13 protein-coding genes are annotated in these 19,015 nt (G+C 64.3%); 5 read left to right on the forward strand and 8 right to left on the reverse strand.

From position 1 onward, the window contains the following. Nucleotides 1-14: 14 nt before the first annotated feature. Nucleotides 15-977, reverse strand: a complete 963-nt coding sequence (locus tag HTA01S_RS25890; RefSeq protein WP_068167573.1) for a hydroxymethylglutaryl-CoA lyase — start codon at nucleotides 975-977, stop codon at nucleotides 15-17. An 85-nt stretch (nucleotides 978-1,062) separates the two neighbouring features. Between HTA01S_RS25890 and HTA01S_RS05450 the strand changes: the two genes are divergently transcribed. The 4 genes from HTA01S_RS05450 to HTA01S_RS05465 all read left to right on the forward strand — a co-directional run bounded on the left by HTA01S_RS05450 (nucleotide 1,063) and on the right by HTA01S_RS05465 (nucleotide 6,775). Then, entirely contained in the window at nucleotides 1,063-1,809 is a 747-nt protein-coding gene (locus HTA01S_RS05450) for an IclR family transcriptional regulator (protein ID WP_068167575.1), read from the forward strand. A 128-nt stretch (nucleotides 1,810-1,937) separates the two neighbouring features. Beyond that, nucleotides 1,938-3,857, forward strand: a complete 1,920-nt coding sequence (locus tag HTA01S_RS05455) for a glycoside hydrolase family 44 protein (protein WP_169804741.1) — start codon at nucleotides 1,938-1,940, stop codon at nucleotides 3,855-3,857. 258 nt (nucleotides 3,858-4,115) lie between these two features. Then, the gene (locus HTA01S_RS05460; RefSeq protein ID WP_068167579.1) at nucleotides 4,116-6,335 is read left to right on the forward strand and encodes a malate synthase G; all 2,220 of its coding nucleotides are present in this window, start codon (nucleotides 4,116-4,118) and stop codon (nucleotides 6,333-6,335) included. 146 nt (nucleotides 6,336-6,481) lie between these two features. Then, on the forward strand, nucleotides 6,482-6,775 hold the full coding sequence (locus tag HTA01S_RS05465) for a hypothetical protein (protein WP_068167581.1): 294 nt from the start codon (nucleotides 6,482-6,484) through the stop codon (nucleotides 6,773-6,775). Between the two features lie 105 nt (nucleotides 6,776-6,880). On the opposite strand, the gene HTA01S_RS05470 is transcribed toward HTA01S_RS05465, so the two are convergent. Genes HTA01S_RS05470 through HTA01S_RS05495 form a run of 6 tightly spaced genes read right to left on the reverse strand, consistent with a single transcriptional unit; the run spans nucleotide 6,881 to nucleotide 17,440 of the window. Next, nucleotides 6,881-9,598, reverse strand: a complete 2,718-nt coding sequence (locus HTA01S_RS05470) for a DEAD/DEAH box helicase (RefSeq protein WP_068167582.1) — start codon at nucleotides 9,596-9,598, stop codon at nucleotides 6,881-6,883. Beyond that, on the reverse strand, nucleotides 9,595-10,893 hold the full coding sequence (locus HTA01S_RS05475; protein WP_084235871.1) for a PDDEXK nuclease domain-containing protein: 1,299 nt from the start codon (nucleotides 10,891-10,893) through the stop codon (nucleotides 9,595-9,597). Before HTA01S_RS05475 ends, HTA01S_RS05470 begins: the two co-directional genes overlap by 4 nt. Beyond that, nucleotides 10,890-12,554, reverse strand: coding sequence for a site-specific DNA-methyltransferase (locus HTA01S_RS05480; protein WP_068167586.1), 1,665 nt, complete (start codon nucleotides 12,552-12,554; stop codon nucleotides 10,890-10,892). The genes HTA01S_RS05475 and HTA01S_RS05480 overlap by 4 nt, the downstream gene beginning before the upstream one ends. Nucleotides 12,555-12,567: 13 nt before the next feature. Next, on the reverse strand, nucleotides 12,568-13,308 hold the full coding sequence (locus HTA01S_RS05485) for an HNH endonuclease family protein (protein WP_157571979.1): 741 nt from the start codon (nucleotides 13,306-13,308) through the stop codon (nucleotides 12,568-12,570). A 3-nt stretch (nucleotides 13,309-13,311) separates the two neighbouring features. Then, a complete protein-coding gene (locus HTA01S_RS05490; protein WP_068167590.1) occupies nucleotides 13,312-14,592 on the reverse strand; it encodes an AAA family ATPase in 1,281 nt (426 codons plus the stop codon). 40 nt (nucleotides 14,593-14,632) lie between these two features. Beyond that, complete coding sequence (locus HTA01S_RS05495; RefSeq protein ID WP_245638018.1) at nucleotides 14,633-17,440, reverse strand: SNF2-related protein; 2,808 nt, start codon at nucleotides 17,438-17,440, stop codon at nucleotides 14,633-14,635. A gap of 175 nt (nucleotides 17,441-17,615) precedes the next feature. On the opposite strand from HTA01S_RS05495, the gene HTA01S_RS05500 reads away from it, so the two are divergent. After that, on the forward strand, nucleotides 17,616-18,728 hold the full coding sequence (locus tag HTA01S_RS05500; protein ID WP_068167592.1) for a DUF2855 family protein: 1,113 nt from the start codon (nucleotides 17,616-17,618) through the stop codon (nucleotides 18,726-18,728). Between the two features lie 30 nt (nucleotides 18,729-18,758). Here the strand turns inward: HTA01S_RS05500 and HTA01S_RS05505 are convergent, their stop codons facing one another. Further along, entirely contained in the window at nucleotides 18,759-18,965 is a 207-nt protein-coding gene (locus HTA01S_RS05505; RefSeq protein WP_068167594.1) for a hypothetical protein, read from the reverse strand. Nucleotides 18,966-19,015 lie beyond the last annotated feature (50 nt).

The raw sequence follows: 19,015 nt of genomic DNA on the forward strand, positions 1-19,015 counted from the left end.
ATCGTGAGAGGGCTTCAACGGGACTGGCGCGCCAACCAGCCCTTGGGCAGACCAGCCTCGGGGATCATGCCGTAGACCGGCTCGCCCGGCAGGCCGGCCTGGAGCGGCGCGCGCGCGGCGATGAGTTGTTCCACATCGACGCCGGTGCGCACGCCCATGGCCTCGAACATGAACACCAGGTCTTCGGTGACCACGTTGCCCGAGGCGCCGGGCGCATAGGGGCAACCGCCCAGGCCGCCGAGCGAGGCGTCGAAGGTGCGCACGCCCACGTCGAACGCAGCCAGGCAGTTGGCCAGGCCCAGGCCGCGCGTGTTGTGCATGTGGGCCGACCCGGCACCCCCGCCCAGCTCGGCGCGCAGCCGCGTGAACAGGCGGCGCACCTGGGCCGGGTGCGCCATGCCGGTGGTGTCGGACAGGCCGACCTCGTCCACGCCCGCCTGCGCGCAGGCCACCGCCAAGCGGATCACCTCGTCTTCGTCCACCGCGCCCTGCAGCGTGCAGCCGAACGCGGTGGACAGCCCCACCTCCACCGCCACACCGGGCGCACGCTCGCGCCGCAGCGCGAGCACCTCGCGCAGCTCGCCCAACATCTGTTCGCGCGTCTTGCGCACATTGGCCAGCGAATGCGCCTCGCTGGCCGACACCGGCAGGGTGAGCTTGTGCACGCCCGCGGCCAAGGCAGCCTCGGCGCCGCGCCGGTTGGGCACCAGGGCCATCACGGTGAGGCCGGGGTACGGATCGGTGAGAGTGAGCGCGTACCGCACCACTTCGGCCACGTCGGCCATCTGCGGCAGCAGCTTCGCCGGCACGAAGGAGCCGACCTCGATCTCGCGCAGGCCGGCGGCGGCCAGCGCGGCGATCCAGCGGCATTTGTCGACCGTGGGCATGGTGGCGCCGACCGACTGCAGGCCGTCGCGCGGGCCGACCTCGCTGATCAGCACCTGGGGCCCCGCGGGGGTGTTGTCGGACAATGTCATGAAGGGACTTGCGTTCTGTAAGTTAGAACAGTATTCTTTCTGTTGGAATCATGGCAGAGCCCTGCCCCCGTGTCAATCCAACCCCATGCCCCGCAAAGCCCAGACCCATTCCATGGCCGACGACAACGCCGCTCCCGGTGGTGCCGCGGCGGTCGATCGTGCGCTCTCGCTGCTGGGCGCGTTCCGCTCCGGCGACACCGCGCTGACCCTGGCCGAGCTGGCCGAGCGCACACGGCTCTACAAAAGCACGGCGCTGCGGCTGCTGGCCTCGCTGGAGCACGCGCGGCTGCTGCAGCGGCTTGACGATGGCCGGTACGCGCTGGGTGGCGAGCTGGCGCGGCTGCACGGCATCTACGCCGCCTCGTTTTCGCTCGACCGCATCGTGCTGCCGGTGTTGCGCGAGCTGGTGCGCCAGACCGGCGAGAGCGCGGCCTACCACGTGCGGCAAGGCCAGGCCCCGAAACAGACCCGGCTGTGCCTGTACCGGGTGGACTCACCGCAGCCCGTGCGCGACCACATCCGCGCCGGCGACGTGCTGCCGCTGAGCCGGGGCACCGGCGGGCGTGTGCTCACGGCCTTCGGCGCGGGCGACGACGGCCACCGGCCGACGCAGGGCGACAAGCGCATCAGCGCGACCATCCGCGAACAGGGCTACTGGACCGCGGAAGGGGACCGCCTGGCAGAGGTGGCGGGCATCTCCGCGCCGGTGTTCCACGCCGACGGCCGCATCGCCGCCGCCTTGACGCTGACGATGCCGGCCCACCGTTTCGAAGAGCGGCACGTCAAGCCGGTCCTGGCGGCCGCCCGTAGCTTGAGCGGGCAGGTGGGTTGAAGCCTTCCGATATCATCCCGGGCGCTGGCGCCCCAGAGCGCATCAGCACATCGACAAGACAGGGTTGAAATCAGTGCGGGAGCTCGCCAACGACGGCGTGTTTCTCATACAAACGACGTTGGATGCCCATGAGATTTCTCCCCTACCTGCCCGCCGTGCTGACCCTTGCCGCCTTGTTGACCGCCTGCGGAGGGGGCAACAGCCAGAACGGAACGGGCGCAGATGCAGACATCTCGCCCACGACCAGCTCCGCACCGGTCTTCCACTCTCTTGAACGGAGCCCCGCAGTCGACACGCCGCCGGATGTGCCGTCACCGGGTCTTGGCGCCCACGGCCCGAGCGCGACCACCGGCTCTGCGCCGGAGTTGCGCACCCATGGGTGGTATCGCAACGCCCCGCAACCCGTGCCCAACCCGTCGCCGGCCACGGTCACGATCACGATCGACCCCGGCACGACGCGACCGATTTCGCCGTACATCTATGGCATGAACTTCGCGACGATGACCCAGGACGCGGCCCAAGGACTGACCTTTTCCCGCGCCGGTGGCAACCGCTTCACGGCCTACAACTGGGAGAACAATGCTTCGAACGCCGGCGCCGACTGGCTCTATCAGAACGACAGCATGTTCGGCAACCTGAATGCGCCGCCAGCCAACTGGGTGAAGAACTACATTGCCTCGGAGCGCGCGGCCGGCATGGCGAGTCTGATCACGTTCCCGATGCAGGGTCTGGTCGCCGCCGACAACGATGGGCCCACCTGCGTGATGAACGGCTCAAGCTGCGCATCGCCCCCGCCCGATCAGCCGGACATGAGCCGGTTCAAGACGGTGATTCCCAAAAAGAGCACCCAGACGGCCGCACCCTTCACGGTGACGCCCTCGACGACCGACGACTATGTCTACACGGACGAGTTCGCCTGGGCGCTCGACCAGCACTTCAGCGGCCAGGGCATCTTTTCCGCGGCGCCGACCGGAAAGCCGGTGTTTGCCTCGCTCGACAACGAGCCGGAAGCCTGGGCCGCCACCCACCGCGAAATCCAAGGGCCGATCGGGGCCACGTCGGACCAGTACATCGCAAAAACGATCGCCCTCGCCCAGGCGCTGAAGACACAGTTTCCGAACATGACGGTCTTCGGCCCCGCGCACTATGGCTTCCAGGGCATGTATGACTGGGGAGGCGAGAGTGGCTTCGGCGCGACGGCGGACGGCAACAACTGGTTCGTGGACAAATACATCACCCAGGTCCGTGCGGCGTCGGAAAGCTTCGGGCGCCCGCTGGTCGACGTCTACGATTTCCACTGGTACCCCGAAGCCCAGGACGGTCTCGGCAACCGCCTCACCTCCCTGAACGATGCCAACCTCACGGACGCGCAGGTGCAGGCGATCGTGCAGAACCCGCGCAGCCTGTGGGACCCGACCTACATCGAGGATTCATGGATTTCACTGTGGATGGTCGGCCACTGGGACAACAACAAGGGCGGGCAGCAGCCGGGGCCGATCAAGATGCTGACGCGCATGCAGCAGAAGATCGCCGCGGCCAACCCGGGAATGAAGATCGCGATCACCGAATACAGCACCGGCGGCGGCGGCCAGATCGCGGGAACCGTCGCGCAGGCCGACAACCTGGGCATCTTCGGCGCGCAGGGGGTCTTCGCCGCATCGTTGTGGCAGACCTCACCGACACTGAAATACATCTCGGGCGGGTTCCGGGCCTTCCGGGCGTTCGATGGTCAAGGTTCCAACTTCGGTGACATCTCGGTGGCGGCAAGCTCCAGCGACACGTCCAAGGTCGCCGCCTACGCCAGTCTCGATTCCCTGCGTCCCGGTCGGGTCGTGGTCGTCGCCATCAACCGCTCCACCACCGATCAGACGGTGGCGATCTCCGGGCTGGCGCTGACAGGAACGGCCCATGTGTACCGGATCACCGCCGCATCAGCCGCCGCGCAGTCGACGGTCGCACCGACCGCGGTGGGCAAACAGGGCGTCTCCGGGTCGTCGATGACGCTGCGCTTGCCGGCGATGAGCGTGACGACGGTGGACGTGTACTGATGGCTGGCACACCGTTGGCGGCGCGCGCCGCCTTCTGCCCCTGCGGGAACCCAGCTGGTGCGACCATTACCCTCATAAATGTCATTTATTCTTCGGTATAGAGTTATTTAATACCGCTCCAGGTATCAAATAACATGCTGCTGTGGCCCACGGTCGGTGCGCCCGGCGCTGGCCCGCCCGCGCCGGGCGCTGCCGGAACGGCTTGAGGCCCTTGCCCTTTCGCCCCTTTCCTGTTCTTTCTTTTCTTCGAGGTTCGCCATGTCCGCATCCACCCCGCGCACCCCCGTCCACGGCCTGCAGGTCGCCACCGAGCTCTACGAGTTCATCAACAACAGCGTGCTGCCCGGCACCGGCGTGGCCAGCGCCACGTTCTGGAAAGGCTTTGACGCCATCGTGACCGATCTGGCCCCGAAGAACGCTGCCCTGCTGGCCGAACGCGACCGCCTGCAGACCGAGCTGGATGCCTGGCACAGCGCCCACCCCGGCCCCATCACCGACATGGCGGCCTACCGCCAGTTCCTGGAGTCCATCGGCTACCTGGTGCCCGAGCCCAAAAAGGTGAAGGCCACGGCCCGCAATGTGGACGACGAGCTGGCCGTGCAGGCCGGCCCGCAGCTGGTGGTGCCGATCCTGAACGCGCGCTACGCGCTGAACGCCGCCAACGCCCGCTGGGGCAGCCTGTACGACGCGCTCTACGGCACCGACGTGCTGAGCGAAGACAAGGGCTGCGAGAAGGTCGGCAAGAAGGGGGGCTACAACCCCAAGCGCGGCGCCAAGGTCATCGAGTACGCGCGCTACGTGCTCGACCGCTGCGCCCCGCTGAAGAAGGGCTCGCACGTCGGCTCCACCGGCTACAAGGTCAACAAGGACGGTGAACTCGTGGTCGGCCTCGCCGTTGGCGGCACCAGCAAGCTGGCCGACAAGTCGCAATTCATCGGTTACCAGGGCCAGGCCAAGGCGCCCAGCGCCGTGCTGCTCAAGCACAACGGCCTGCATCTGGAAATCCAGATCAACCGCACCACGCCCATCGGCGCGAGCGACGCCGCCGGCGTGAGCGACCTCGTGGTGGAAGCCGCGCTCTCCACCATCCTCGACCTGGAAGACTCCGTGGCCGCGGTGGACGCCGAGGACAAGGTGCTGGCCTACCGCAACTGGCTGGGCATCCTGCAGGGCACGCTGACCGAGTCGTTCGAGAAGGGTGGCAAGACGCTCACGCGCGGCCTGAACGCCGACCGCGAATACACCGCGCCCACCGGGAAGAAGGGTGTGCGCCTGCACGGCCGCTCGCTCATGTTCGTGCGCAACGTCGGCCACCTCATGACCAACCCCGCCGTGCTGTGGGGCGAGGAAGGCAAAGAAATTCCCGAAGGCATCCTGGACGCGATGGTCACCACCACCATCGCCCTGCACGACCTGCAGCGCAAGAAGAAAGACGCCATCCGCAACTCGCGCAAGGGCTCGGTCTACATCGTCAAGCCCAAGATGCACGGCCCCAAGGAAGTGGCCTTTGCTGCCGAACTCTTCGGCCGCGTCGAACAGGTGCTGGGCCTGCCCGAGAGCACCGTCAAGCTCGGCATCATGGACGAAGAGCGCCGCACCAGCGTCAACCTCAAAGCCTGCATCGCCGCCGCCGCCAGCCGCGTGGCCTTCATCAACACCGGCTTCCTGGACCGCACCGGCGACGAGATGCACAGCGCCATGCTCGCCGGCCCCATGGTGCGCAAGGGCGACATGAAGACCAGCGCCTGGATCCAGGCCTACGAGCGCAACAACGTGCTGGTGGGCCTGGCCTGCGGCCTGCGCGGCAAGGCCCAGATCGGCAAGGGCATGTGGGCCATGCCCGACCTGATGAAGGCCATGATGGAGCAGAAGATCGCCCACCCCAAGGCCGGCGCCAACACCGCCTGGGTGCCCAGCCCCACCGGCGCCACCCTGCACGCCCTGCACTACCACCAGGTGCTGGTGTCGGACGTGCAGAAGGAGCTGGAAAAGATCGACGCCGCCAAAGAGCGCGACACCCTGCTCACCGGCCTGCTCACCATCCCCGTGGCCGCCAGCCCGAGCTGGAGCGCCGCCGAGAAGCAGCAGGAGCTGGACAACAACGCCCAGGGCATCCTGGGCTACGTGGTGCGCTGGGTGGACCAGGGCGTGGGCTGCTCCAAGGTGCCCGATATCCACAACGTTGGCCTGATGGAAGACCGCGCCACGCTGCGCATCTCCAGCCAGCACATGGCCAACTGGCTGCACCACGGCGTGGTGACCGAGGCCCAGGTGCGCGAGACGTTTGAACGCATGGCCGCCGTGGTGGACCAGCAGAACGCGGGCGACCCGTTCTACAAGAAGATGGCCGGCAACTTCGGCACCAGCATGGCCTACCAGGCCGCCTGCGACCTAGTGTTCAAAGGCCTGGCCCAGCCCAGCGGCTACACCGAGCCGCTGCTGCACGCCTGGCGGTTGAAAGTCAAAGCGGCGCAGTAAAGCCCCCGCGCCGCACCTGCGGTGCGTCACCCCCTCAAGGGGCAACGCCTGCGGCCTGGCAAAGCCAGTTCCGCGGCGTTCTGGACAAAGTCAAACGGCGCCTTCGGGCGCCGTTTTGCATGGCACGGCCCGCAGACAATCACGGCATGACGCTTCACTACCTGATCTTCGACGCCAGCGACGATGGCGAAGGCACCGGCACCTGGGACGCCATGGCCAGCGTGCGCGCGGCCGATGTGCCCGCCGTGTTGGCCGAGGTGCGGGCCGTTCTGGACTGGGCCGAACGCCACAGCCCCGGGCCGCGTGCCCCGCTGGACGAGGGCGGTGCCTGGGACGCCGACCAGCAGGTGCAGCCCGATGGCGACTGGACCACGGTGACGCTCACGCTCACCGGGCCCTGGGGCTGGGGCGATGCGCTGGTTGAGAGACTCACACAATAAAGCGATTGCAAAGAACAATCGGAGGGCAGGCCTTGCCGGTAGCTCGCCAAATACGACACTGTACGGAGTCCTCAATCTCAGGACTGTTTCGAGCCAGTGCAACGGTCAGACGGGCAGCCTCTCAAAACGCAGATAGTCCGCCATCCCTTTGTCATCCGTCACCTGCTCGTGCGGAATCAGCAGGTACTTCCAGGGTTTGACACCCGCACTGCGCGCATGGTCGGAGGCGTGCCGGCACCACAGGGCACCCGCCGCCGCCTTGGCCACCACGTCGTCATCCTCCAGCTCCTTGCGTGCCTTGGTCTCCACCATCAACACGAAGTGATCGGTTTCGGCCACGAAGTCGGGCACGTACTCCGGCTGCTCTGCACCCAGTCTGTAGTACATCTGGAACTGCCCCTTGGCCGGCTTGAACCACTTGTGCTTATAACGTTCAAGCACTACGGCGAATCGCCGCTCGGTGTCCGAGTCGAACTTCTGCTGCGGATACAGGCAGTGGCTGAAACCACCGAAAACCATCTGCTTGATGCGGCTCGGTTCTTCCACCGTCTCACGGTAATTCCGCACCGGCTGGCCTGCCGCGATCGTGTAAGTCGGCTCCCTCAACGCCGTGAAACCCCGGCTGACCACCACGTCATAACCGCCAGATGCCGATTCATAAAAGTGCTCCACCATCTGGGCGTGGATGTTCTTGGCAATCAGTACGCGGTCCAGGTCCAGCACATTGCGCACCTCTTCCGGGTCGCTCAGATAACTCTGCAAGTGCTTCACCATCTGCCCCGCCAAGTCGTAGAGCAGCCCCGCGTGCACCGTGTAGTCGATGTCGTCGTAGTCGATCAGCGCGTGGACGATGTAGTCCTCCAGCCGGCGCTCGGTGCGCCCGCTTTGGGCAGACAGCGTGAACTGTTTGTGGGTGCGCAGGTCTTGCCCCACCAGTGAGCGGTCTTTGGGCTGCAGGTGCAGGCCCGACACGTCCAGCGTGAACGGGTGGAACCCGCTGGTGACTTCACCCTTGGGTACCACGGCAATGCGCGGGATGTCGATGGTCAGCTTGACCGTCTCTTCCACGGCACGCTTCACCACGGCAGCCACGTCCACCTCGGGTGCGGTTTCCATGCCGTCCAACTCCGTCTGAGCGGGCGGCAGGCGTTCGCGCACCGCCTCGGCAATCTTTGCCTGCACCTCAGGCGTTAGCAGTGCCTGGCGGGTCGGCGCCACATCGGTCATGACTTCGTACTTGCCCAGCACGTCCATCACCACACCCGCCACCTGGCGCTCGCGCGCCGTGGCAAACACGGGCGCCACCGGCTCGTCCCCGGTCGAGACGGCAGTCGTCGTCTCATTTCCGCCGCCCAGTCGCTGCGTCAGGTTCGACCTCACCGTCACACTGCGCGTCCCCGCGTTGTCGTGGTCGGGGGCATCCAGATAGAACTTCTTGAGCTTGATCGGCGAATCCGCCCGGTTTGCGTCGTCAATGATTTCCTGGAACCGGTCGTGCGCAATGATGCTCAGCCGGTCCACAGCGTCCACACCTGTGCGCTTGCCATACGGCAGGCGCAGGCCACGGCCGATGGACTGCTCCACCAGCGTGCGAGCGTTCGCTGCGCGCAGCGGCACGATGGTGTAGAGGTTGGTCACGTCCCAGCCCTCTTTGAGCATGTTCACGTGGATCACGATCTCGGTCGGCTCGTCCACGCTTTCCACTGCCAGCAGGCGGCGGATCATGTCTTCCTCGTCCGCGCCGGTCTTGCTGCTGTCCACCTGGATCACCTTGTTGCGGTAGCGCCCGGCAAAGAAGCCATCGGACTGCAGGTAAGCCAGCAGCACACCCGCGTGCGTGGTGTCGCGCGCGATCACCAGCATGAAGGGCTTCACCTCTTTCACGCCCTGGGTGCGAGCGTAGGTCTTCAGCTCCACCTTGGTGGCCTCGTGCATGCGAACACCGTCCTGCAGCTTCACGCGCTCCACCTCTTCGGGCGGCATGGTCTTAGCGTCAAAGTTGCGCTGCGTCACCACCGCCGGCTCTTTCACAAAGCCGTCTTCCATGGCGCGGGCCAGCGGGTAGTCCACCACCACGTTCTTGAACGCCACCGGCCCCTTGGTGGTTTCCACAAACGGCGTGGCCGTCAGCTCCAGACCCAGCAGCGGCTTCAGCTCGTTGATGGCGCGCACCCCGGCCGAAGCGCGGTAGCGGTGCGACTCGTCCATCAGCAGCACCAGGTCGGGCAACGCCGCCAGGTATTCAAAGTAGCTCTGGCCGATGTATTCGCTCAGCCGCTTGATGCGCGGCGCCTTGCCCCCACGCACCTCGGAGTTGATCTTCGAGATGTTGAAGATGTTGATCGTCACCGGCGACAGCAGGTCACCCAGCGCCTGGGCACGCTCCTCATAGTTGTCACCGGTGATGATTTCCGGCGGGTACGAAGAAAACTCTGCAATGCCCTTGAACACGTACTTGGGCGTGTTGGGTGTGAAGTCCGCGATCAGCTTGTCGTAGATCGTCAGGTTGGGCGCCAGCACAAAGAAGTGCTTGATGCCGTGCGCCTGAAACAGGTAGCTGATGAACGCGCCCATCAGCCGCGTCTTGCCCACACCGGTGGCCAGTGCAAAACACAGCGACGGGAATTCCCGCTCAAAGTCCTGCAGCGTGGGGAACAGGCCCTTCAGCGCTTGCAGCACCGCCGCCACCTCGGCATCGTCGCGCTCGTGCTTCAGCATGTCGGGCGCAGCCTCAATGGCGCTGGCCAGTTGCTTCAAGGATTCGTGTTGGGGTGTCCGCAGGCTCAGGCGGCCCGTGATGGCGTTGACTTCGCGCTGGCTCATGCTTGTTTTCCCTTGGCCGATGCGGGCTTCGCCCGGCTCTTGCTCGTTTTGGTCGTCGTGGCTTTCTTCCGGGCCACGGGCATATCCGGTTGACCGGCTGCCGGTACTTCGGTTGCCGCGGGCAGCGCGTACTCAAACTGCTCCAGCTCGCGGCGAATCTCGGCGCGCAAGTCCGCCTCGCTCGGCAATGCAAACTGGTAGCGGCTGGCAAAAATCTGCTCGCCCTTGTCGGCCAGCACATAGCGCACCACGGCGTCGTTCTTCTCGCTGCACAGCACCAGGCCGATGGTCGGGTTGTCGTCCCGGGTGATCACTTCGCGGTCGTAGTAGTTCACATACAGCTGCATCTGCCCCAGGTCGCCGTGGGTGAGCTTGCCCACCTTCAGGTCAATCACCACGTAGCACTTGAGCTTGACGTGATAGAAGACCAGATCTGGGTAGAAGTGATCGCCATCCAGCGTCAGGCGGCGCTGCCGGCCCACAAAGGCAAAACCGCTGCCCAGTTCGAGCAGGAACGACTGCAACTGATTGATCAAGGCCTCCTCGATGCGCGATTCCACCAGCCGGTGAGACGCCGGCAGGTCCAGGAACTCCAGCACGTAGGGGTCTTTGATCACGTCGCGCGGGCGGGCCAGCACCTGGCCCTCATTGGCCAGCGCGAGCACGCCTTTCTTGTCGCGGCTCTTGGCCAGGCGCTCAAACAGCAAGGCACTCATCTGCCGTTCCAGCTGCCGGGCCGACCAGCCGTTGCGCACCGCCTCCACTTCGTAAAAATCCCGCACGGCCCGGCGCTCTTCCTTCAGCAGCGTGCGGTAGTGCGTCCAGGACAGCCCCGGGTGCAAGGCGCCAGGCTTCCACGTTTCATCTTGGCCCGATGCACCACGCACCGCGTGTTGAATCTGCGCCGGGTCCAAAACAACACGCACCGCGTGTTGTTTTGCCAGCAGCTCCGGAAAGCCCAGAAAAAAGCTGCGCATGTACTGCAACGCGCTGACCGAAAACCCATCCCCATAGTCGCCCGACAGCTGCTCGGACAGCGCCTTGAGCAAGGCCTTGCCATAGGCCGCCCGCCGCGCGCCGCCCTGCTCGGCCTCCACAATCTGTTGCCCGATCAGCCAGTTGGCGCACACGTGGGCCGTGTTGACCGACCGCGCCGCCTGCGTCCGCGCCGCATCCCATATCTGGCGAATGCGCGCCAGCAGCTCGGTCTGGGCGGGCGCCGCACTCACTGGCGTACCTCCGCCCTGCGGGCTGCGGTGCGAGCTGGCTTGGGAGCGGCCCGGCGCTGCGCTCATGGGGCATCCCCACCAAACAGGTCATCCTGCGCCGCCCCCTCGGCTGCCGGCTTCTGCGCCATGGGCAGGTTGGCCACGTTCAGGCTGTAGTCGTCATGGCCCCACTCGCAGCGGTCCTTCACCATCTTGGGAATCTTCTTGATGGTGAGGTTGGGCCAGCGCTCGGCCGCCTGCGTGGCCGTCACGCCCCGGTAAGCCGCGCAACACACCAGCAGCGAGCGCTCTTCGCCCACCTCGTTGCTCAGTGCTTCCAGTTGCTCGGCGCTCAGCGTCTGCGTGGTCACGTAGATGAAGTCGCGCTCGCTGCTGCAGCCCTGCTGCCACCACAACACCTCGCTGGGCGCGTAGGTGAAGCCTTCCAGCTTGCACATGGCCGCCGCCAGCATGGCCGCGTCGTACTCGGGGTTGATCACCAGGTTGCCCCAGCGGTCGGTGCTCAGCAGCGTAGGGGCCAGCTCGTAGTAGCGAAAGCCGCCGCCGCCCTGCCAGCCGGTGGACTGCGTCACACCGCCGGGGTCCTGCCCGTCGATCACTTTCTGAAGGCGCGGGACGATGTGCGTGTGGCAGTGCTCGCCCAACTCCACCATGATCCATCGACGGCCCATCTTGTGGGCCACGGCGCCGGTGGTGCCGGAGCCAGCGAAGGAGTCGAGGACGAGGTCACCAGGGTTGGTTGCGATGTGTAGAACTCGTTGCAAGAGCCCTTCTGGCTTCGGATTGTCAAAAACCGAGATGTCGGGCAACAACTGGATCAGACTTTTCTTGGCTTCGTCATTAGTGCTCACGTCAGACGCGTTCCAGATAGTCTCTGGCGTTAACCCCTTATCTTCGTAATCAGTTAAAAACTTTTTGGCTCTAGGTGCATTGTCACCATCGACGCCGAACCAGATATTCCCAGCAGCAATCTCCTCTTTCATTCTTGATTCGGAATAAAGCCAGCATCGACCTTTTGGTGGGTCAATCTTCCGCCCTGATGGCAGAGTCAGCGAGTAAAACTGACTGGCAGTCGCGTGACCATCCTGCGCGTTTACTGACACAGACTGCCAAGCTCCTCGCGGATCGTTGTCTGGATTCCTATAGCGCGCCAATACCTCTTGGGTGAGACCAAGTGGATTGCGAGCGCTTTCAAAGCGAGCCTTACTCCGTCCATAGACGAGTAGGTGATCATGGTTAAAGGAAAAAGCTCGACGATTCTCACGAGACTTTCTCTTCTCCCAGATCATGTTCGCAACAAAATTTGATCGCCCAAAAATTTCATCGCACAACACCTTGAGGTAGTGCACTTCGTTGTCGTCGATCGTGATCCACAGCGAGCCGTCCTCAGCCAACAAGCGCCGGATGATCTCCAGCCGGTCCCGCATCAAGCCTAGCCAGATGGAATGTTCGAGCCCATCGTCGTAGTGGGTGAACGCGCTGCCCGTGTTGTACGGCGGGTCAATGAACACACACTTCACCTTGCCGGTGAACTCAGCCTCCAGCGCTTTCAAAGCCAGCAGGTTGTCACCCTTGATCAGCCGGTTGTCGAACAGGTCGTTCTCCGTCACCCGATGCTTCGCGTGATAGCTGCGCGCCGGGTCTTCCAGCAAGATGCGCGGTTCCAGCAGCGGTCGCTGGTCCTTGCCGATCCAGGTGAGTTCGAGTTTTTGTTTGTTCTGATTCATGCCATGTCCGTGCTCAAGCCTTCAGCGCTCTGGCGCACAGCGTCCAGACGCCAGGGTGTTGTGCTTGAAGTTCGCTGAACGGTTCCAGCGTCTTTCCTCGATCACTGAAACACCAGCCCAGCAAACCGTGGTCGTCTTCAGACTTGAGTTTTTCAGCGAGGTTGGTCGAGTCAATGGCGCCAGCCGCGAGCGCAGACCGTATGGTTTCGCTCAGTCGGCGCAGGGTCTGCAAATAGCCCTTTGAAAGCGCCTCTCGCTTGTCCAGGTGCAGCACTTCAACCGTCTTCTCGCCTTTGACGGACCAGTTGTTCAATTGAACGTCAAAGCGGGCGCAGATGTTGCCAGTCGATGGATCGAAATCCAGGCTGTCCCATGGGTTCTCCTTGGTCGGGTCTACCAGCAACACCCGGCGGCCTGCCATCGGGAATTTGTTGCCCTTCAGGCGCCCACAATGCGTGCAACACAAAAGCAGGTTCTCCCAGTGATACATGTGCTTGTGGAACACATCCTTGGGCCTGAAGTGTTCGATGTCTGAACCATGCGAGTCCAGGCAATACATACATCGCTGCCGCTCACCCACCATGGCATGAAGGGTAGAAAGCACCTTCCCCATGCTTTGGGTTTGGCGGGCGCCTTTCCAATCTGCTGTGGCGTCCAGCGTGCCATTGACATGTTTTTGGATAGCACTCTCTTGTCGCTTGGCCAGATACCGTGCCGCATCGGCTGGCAAAGCCTCCCTCTTGATGCGTTTCATCGGTCACAGCTCCTCGTCGGTATCCGCAAAGAGCTGGAGTTGTTGGGCTCGACTTTTTTCGTCTTTGGTAAGCGAGGCACCGGCGCGTTGCTTTGCCATCAACTTGGCGTATTCGGCACGGCCCTCTACAGCCCGAGGCGACCGGGTGTTTTGCAGACCAAAGGCCGGCGTCAAAAGAATGGTGTCAGGGCGGGACGAAATCACTGTTTTGTATTCGGCCGAAGTCAGCGCACGCGGTCGATCTTCGCCACCGGGCTCAGGCAACACGAACAGGCCGTTTTCGTCAGCCGCCTGACAAATGATGGGGCTGTGCGTAGTCACCAGAAATTGGATTTTTGGGAAGTGGCTCTTCAGCCAGAAACCGATTTCTCGTTGCCACTCAGGATGCAGGTGCGCGTCAATTTCGTCGATCATGACCACCCCACCTTTGGCGATTCGCAACTTGCCATCTGCCCCGCGTTCCGTGAGCCCTTCGATGCCGTAAGCGTTGATCAAGTGCCTGAGAATGTCAGCTAACAAAGCCAGTGCGGATCGATAGCCGTCACTCATATCGTTCCAGGCAAGCTGAAGACCGGTGCGGTCCTTCAACCAGAGACCATCGGAATCCACACGGTCTACGGTGATCTGGTTGGGCATCAATTCGTCGCGCAGGATTTCCGTCAGCAACTCCAGATGCGCCGTTTCAGTGGACTTGCCTTCGAGCTTCTTGTGATTGAGGTTGCGTAGCCATTGATCTACCTCTGCCAGCGAGGCGGCCTCCTGGAACATGGTGACAAAACGCTCAGTGCTGGCGCCCACCATCAACCGCATGGCCTCGGACGACGCCCCAAACACCCGACGGAACGGGCCATAACCACATGAGAACCACCCTTGAGCCCCAGCCGACCACAGGCCGCGGCGAGCGGCCGTCTTCTGCGACTCGACGACATCCAGACTGGTGTCTCGTTCACTCGAACGCAGGATGACGGTGGCCGAGAAGGGTTTGTACGACGTGTTCCCGACAGCAGAAAACTCGTCGAGTCCTTTTTCAGGGACCACCGTCAATTCAATTTGGCCTTCGGCTGAGCCTTCTCTGACCCACCGATGAAAGCTGGGTTGAAGCGCGCGAGCGGTTTCTTTCCCCGTCAACGCCACTGCGATGGCCTTGAGCAGACTGCTTTTGCCCGACCCGTTATCACCAGTGAAGACAGTCCAGCCCGCGTAGGACCCATCAGGTCGGGTGAGATCGAACTTCAGGTCAGTAAAGCCTCGAATATTCGTCAGTTGAATGGTCTTTAAATACATGTGTACACCTGCATTCTTTCGAGGTATCCGTAACGGACGCTCAGGTCAATTCCCATTGAATCGTAAACACAGTGCGAGTGCCCGATTTTTTGGACATCAAGCCGTCCAACTCTTCAATCAGCTCGCTGCGTTGAGCGTCGATTTCATCCTGCCGGTCAAAGATGCGGCGGCGCAACTGGTTGCGCCTGTCTTCCAGTTCACGCTGGCGCTTTTGCCAGTGCAGCTTTTCTTCCAGCGTGGCCGCCACGGACGCGGTGCGCCGCACGTCCTTGATTTCGCGGTCCAGCTCTTTGACGTCGTTTTCCAGACCGCCCTTGAGGTCGTCGGCCCAGGCGTCGAGCTTTTGCACCTCGGCCTCAAAGTAGCCCAGGTTGCGCTGGTTCACCTCGCGCACGCGCTGCTCTTGCTGGGCTTGTAGCGCTTGCTGCAGACCAGCCGGTGCGCGGGGCGCAGCAGGCGCATCGCTCAACAGTTCGGCGGGCAGGCGCAGCAGCTTTTCGGCGTCTTCTTCGTGCAGGGCTTGCCCGGCCTGGTTGGTGGCCGCCAGCAGCAGGTGGTCTTCAGCGGTGCCCAGTGCTTCGACCGTGAGCACGCTCAAAGCCAGCCAGCCACTGGCGCCGCGCAGGGCTTGCAGGGTGGAGACCTTTAAGCGATAGCCGTCATAGCTGAAGCGCAGGCGCGCGGTGGGCAGACTGCGCTGGCGGGCTTGGTCGATGAGCGCCTGGGCCAGCGGGTGGCCGGTGCGGTAGAGGTGTGCCTCGCCGCTGCGGCGTGGCAGCTCGTAGCGGCCCGGGGGTGCATCTTCGGCATTCAGACCAGGCGGGGTTTGTTCAAGTGTGAACCCGGTGTCGTCGAATTCGGCATGCCCCTCCAGCTCGGCCTCGGTCAGGTCCATGAGCAGGCGCTCGTAGCGGCTGCGGGCGCTGGTGCTCTCGGTCTGGCGGAGCTTCAGCTTGTCTTGCACCGCTTCGTCGAAGTTCTCCAGCAGCAGTTGCCGGGTCTTGAGCATGGCGGCGTTGATCTCGGCTGACAGGTCCAGCTGCAGTTGCTGGAACGAGTTTTCGATGTCTTCCGTGCTGCGGCAGGTCTGGTAAATCTCGGCGATGCGGCGCTCGAAGTCCACCCCGCTGCCGATGCTGCCCAACACCTCGTCGCTGGCGCCGAACACACCTTCAAAGAGTTGAAATTTCTGCGCCAGCAGCTCGTACACGCGCTGGTCGGCGGGGTTGGTGTGGTCGATGAAGTTGACCACCACCACGTCGTGCTTCTGGCCGTAGCGGTGGCAGCGGCCGATGCGTTGCTCGATGCGCTGTGGGTTCCAGGGCAGGTCGTAATTGATGACGAGCGAGCAGAACTGCAGGTTGACGCCTTCGGCCCCGGCCTCGGTGGCGATCATGATCTTGGCGCTGTCGCGGAAGTGCTCCACCAGGGCCGCGCGCGTGTCGGCCGTGCGCGAGCCGGTGATGCGGTCCGTTCCGGCGTGGCGCTGCAGCCAGGCGGCGTAGACGCGCTGGGCCTCTTCACCTGTGTTGGTGCCGTTGAACAGCACGGTCTGACCGGCGTAGGGGCTTTGCTCCAGCAGCTTGAGCAGGTAGTCCTGTGTGCGGCGCGATTCGGTGAAAACAAGGGCTTTCTGGTTGGCACCGAGCTTTGCCAGCTCGGCAAAGGCCTTGCCCAGCGCCTTGAGCAGAGCCTCGCCCTTGGCGTTGTCGAGGATGTTGGTGGCCAGTTGCTGGAAGCTGCGCAGCTCGGCCAGTTCATCGGCCACGCTGGCACGCTGGGTGGCAGAGCCTTCTTCGTTGTCGTCCGGTTGGCTTTCGATCTCTTCCTCGATTTGATCGAGGGTTTCAAAGTCCTCGTCCAGCGCGTCGGTGAGTTCTTCCGTGGGCTGCTGGGCCAGGCTGTCTTGCAGGCGCTGGGCCATGGTGCCCAAGGCGCCGCCGATGGCGTAGCTGCTGGAGGCCAGCAGCTTCCACAACACCAGCGAAATGAGCTGGCGCTGGCCGGACGGCAGTGCGTTGAGCTGGGGGCGGCGCAGGTATTCGGCCACCAGGTCGCGCAGCGCCTGCTCGTCTTGCGAGGGCGTGAACTGCTCGACCATGGGGATGCGCTTGGTGTACGAGATGTAGGGCTGCACCTGCCGGCGCAGGGTGCGCATGCACACGGATTGAAGGCGGGAGCGCAGCTTTTCCAGCGTGGGCGGGTGGCCGATGCCGCCGAACTGGTCGCGGAAACTGGAGAGGTCGCCAAACACGCGCTCGTCCACCAGGCTGACGAGGCCATACAGCTCCAGCAGGGAGTTTTGCAACGGGGTGGCGGTGAGCAACACCTTGGGCGCGTGGGCGAGCGCTTCCTTGAGTGCTTTCCCGATGACGTTGCTGGGTTTGTAGACGTTGCGCAGGCGGTGCGCTTCGTCCATGACGACGAGGTCCCAAGGAACTCGCTTGAGTTCATCGGCCTTGGATTTGGCGAACTGGTAGGAGCAGATGAGCACACGGTTGCCCTGCTCGAAGGGGTACTTGTGGCCGTCCTTCCTGAGCTGCCGGTGGCTGCTGCTTTCCAGGATGAGCGCCTGCAGACTGAACTTGTCCTGCAGTTCCTGGTGCCACTGCTTGCGCAGGTTGGCTGGGGTGATGATGAGGATGCGGCGCTTGCGCTCGGCCCAGCGCTGTGCGATGACCAGTCCGGCCTCGATCGTTTTGCCCAAGCCCACCTCGTCGGCCAGGATCACACCCTTGGACAAGGGGCTGCGAAAAGCGAACAGCGCTGCCTCGACCTGGTGCGGGTTCAGATCGACTTGCGCATCCACCAGCGTGGACGCCAGCAGGTCGGCCGAATCGGCGCCCATGCGGCGCGACAGCTGCCAGGCGACGTATTGGGATTGGTAGGGGGTCAGGCGTGACAGCAAGGCGGTAGCTCTGTTGGGTTTTGAGGATTATGCGGGGGCCGCTGTCACCCAGGTTTCAGCACCACCGGCCCATCGCGGGGAGACTCGCCCCTCCACCATTCCCAGGAGACGCGCCATGCGCGATGCCCTCTCGGTCACGAGCCTGCGAACGCGCCAAGACGCGATCGGAACCTGCCGCCTGGACACGGTGCCCCTGCCGTTGCCGCTGCAGGCCGGCGAGGTGTTGTTGCGGCTGGACTGCTTCGCGCTCACCACCAACAACCTCACCTACGCGGCCTTCGGCGAGCGCATGCACTACTGGGACCTGTTCCCCACCGGCGAGGCCGGCTGGGGGCAGATGCCGGTGTGGGGCTTCGGCGAGGTGCTGATGTCCAGCGCCGAGGGCGTGGCGGTGGGCGAGCGCTTCTATGGGCTCTTCCCCATCGCCAGCCATCTCAAGGTGCAGGCCACCCGGATCAAGCCCCACGGCTTCTTCGACGGGGCCGAGCACCGCCAGACCCTGGCCCCGGTCTACAACCACTACCAACGCTGCAGCACCGACCCTGCCTACCAGCCCGGGCTGGAACACCCGCTGCTGGTGGTGCGCCCGCTGTTCACCACGTCCTTCGTCTGCGCGGATTTCCTGGCCGATCAGGCGTTTTTCGGCGCGCGGCAAGTGGTGATATCCAGCGCGTCGAGCAAGACGGCCTATGGCACCGCGCACTGCCTGGGCGCCCACCCGGGCATCGCGCGCATCGGCCTGACTTCGCCGCGCCACCAGGACTTTCTGCGCTCGCTCGGCTGTTACGACCGCGTCGTCGGCTACGACGAGCTGGCCAGCCTGTCGGCCACCACGCCCACGCTCTACCTCGATTTCGCCGGCAGCCCGGATCTGCGCGAGCGCGTGCGCCAGCATTTCGGGGCGGCCCTGGTGTACGACTGCGTGGTCGGTTCCGCACAGCACAGCGCCCAGGAACCGCAGCAGCGCTGGCCGGCGCCCCACCCCGCGTTCTTTTTCGCGCCGACGCAGATACAGAAACGCCGGGCCGAGTGGGGCGTGGCGGGGTTCGAGCAGCGCCTGCAGTCCGCGCAGACGGCTTTTCTGCGCACGATCAGCGACCCCCAGCAGCCGTGGATGCGGATCCGGCACGGCCAGGGGTTCGCGGCTGCGAGCGCGGTGATCGTCGAGTTGCATGCCGGCCGCACCGACCCGCGCGAGGCCCACGTGGTGAGCCTGGCGAACGCCTGACCGTGGTGGCGGCCGGCGCGGAGGCCATGCTCAGGCCTTCGGCCCGGCGGCGCAGGCGCTGAACGGCGCTGTCGGCGTCTGCACTGGCGCAGCGGCCCGCCGGATGCGGTGCCACACGCCGGCGCCGAAAGTGCGTTGCTCGGCCCGGCGCTGGCGCTCGGCCTGGGCCCGCAGGCCGTCCTGCAGGACCGCGTAGGCCTGGGGTGAAAGGGTCTGGTGGAGGTGCTCGGTGTTCATGGTTGCGCTCCTTTGAAGGGGTGCCTGAACTCTAGGCAAGGCCGGTCGTC

The organism is Hydrogenophaga taeniospiralis CCUG 15921 (assembly GCF_001592305.1).
GTDB classification, from domain to species: domain Bacteria; phylum Pseudomonadota; class Gammaproteobacteria; order Burkholderiales; family Burkholderiaceae_C; genus Hydrogenophaga; species Hydrogenophaga taeniospiralis.

Excerpts from the sequence above, each read along its gene's own strand:
- HTA01S_RS05470 (WP_068167582.1), bottom strand. The coding sequence starts at position 9,598 with ATGAGCCAGCGCGAAGTCAACGCCATCACGGGCCGCCTGAGCCTGCGG.
- HTA01S_RS05495 (WP_245638018.1), bottom strand. The coding sequence starts at position 17,440 with ATGGGCGCCGATTCGGCCGACCTGCTGGCGTCCACGCTGGTGGATGCG.
- HTA01S_RS05485 (WP_157571979.1), bottom strand. The coding sequence starts at position 13,308 with ATGAAACGCATCAAGAGGGAGGCTTTGCCAGCCGATGCGGCACGGTAT.
- HTA01S_RS05500 (WP_068167592.1), top strand. The coding sequence starts at position 17,616 with ATGCGCGATGCCCTCTCGGTCACGAGCCTGCGAACGCGCCAAGACGCG.
- HTA01S_RS05465 (WP_068167581.1), top strand. The coding sequence starts at position 6,482 with ATGACGCTTCACTACCTGATCTTCGACGCCAGCGACGATGGCGAAGGC.
- HTA01S_RS05460 (WP_068167579.1), top strand. The coding sequence starts at position 4,116 with ATGTCCGCATCCACCCCGCGCACCCCCGTCCACGGCCTGCAGGTCGCC.
- HTA01S_RS05490 (WP_068167590.1), bottom strand. The coding sequence starts at position 14,592 with ATGTATTTAAAGACCATTCAACTGACGAATATTCGAGGCTTTACTGAC.
- HTA01S_RS05480 (WP_068167586.1), bottom strand. The coding sequence starts at position 12,554 with ATGAATCAGAACAAACAAAAACTCGAACTCACCTGGATCGGCAAGGAC.
- HTA01S_RS05455 (WP_169804741.1), top strand. The coding sequence starts at position 1,938 with ATGAGATTTCTCCCCTACCTGCCCGCCGTGCTGACCCTTGCCGCCTTG.
- HTA01S_RS05475 (WP_084235871.1), bottom strand. The coding sequence starts at position 10,893 with ATGAGCGCAGCGCCGGGCCGCTCCCAAGCCAGCTCGCACCGCAGCCCG.
- HTA01S_RS05450 (WP_068167575.1), top strand. The coding sequence starts at position 1,063 with ATGCCCCGCAAAGCCCAGACCCATTCCATGGCCGACGACAACGCCGCT.
- HTA01S_RS25890 (WP_068167573.1), bottom strand. The coding sequence starts at position 977 with ATGACATTGTCCGACAACACCCCCGCGGGGCCCCAGGTGCTGATCAGC.
- HTA01S_RS05505 (WP_068167594.1), bottom strand. The coding sequence starts at position 18,965 with ATGAACACCGAGCACCTCCACCAGACCCTTTCACCCCAGGCCTACGCG.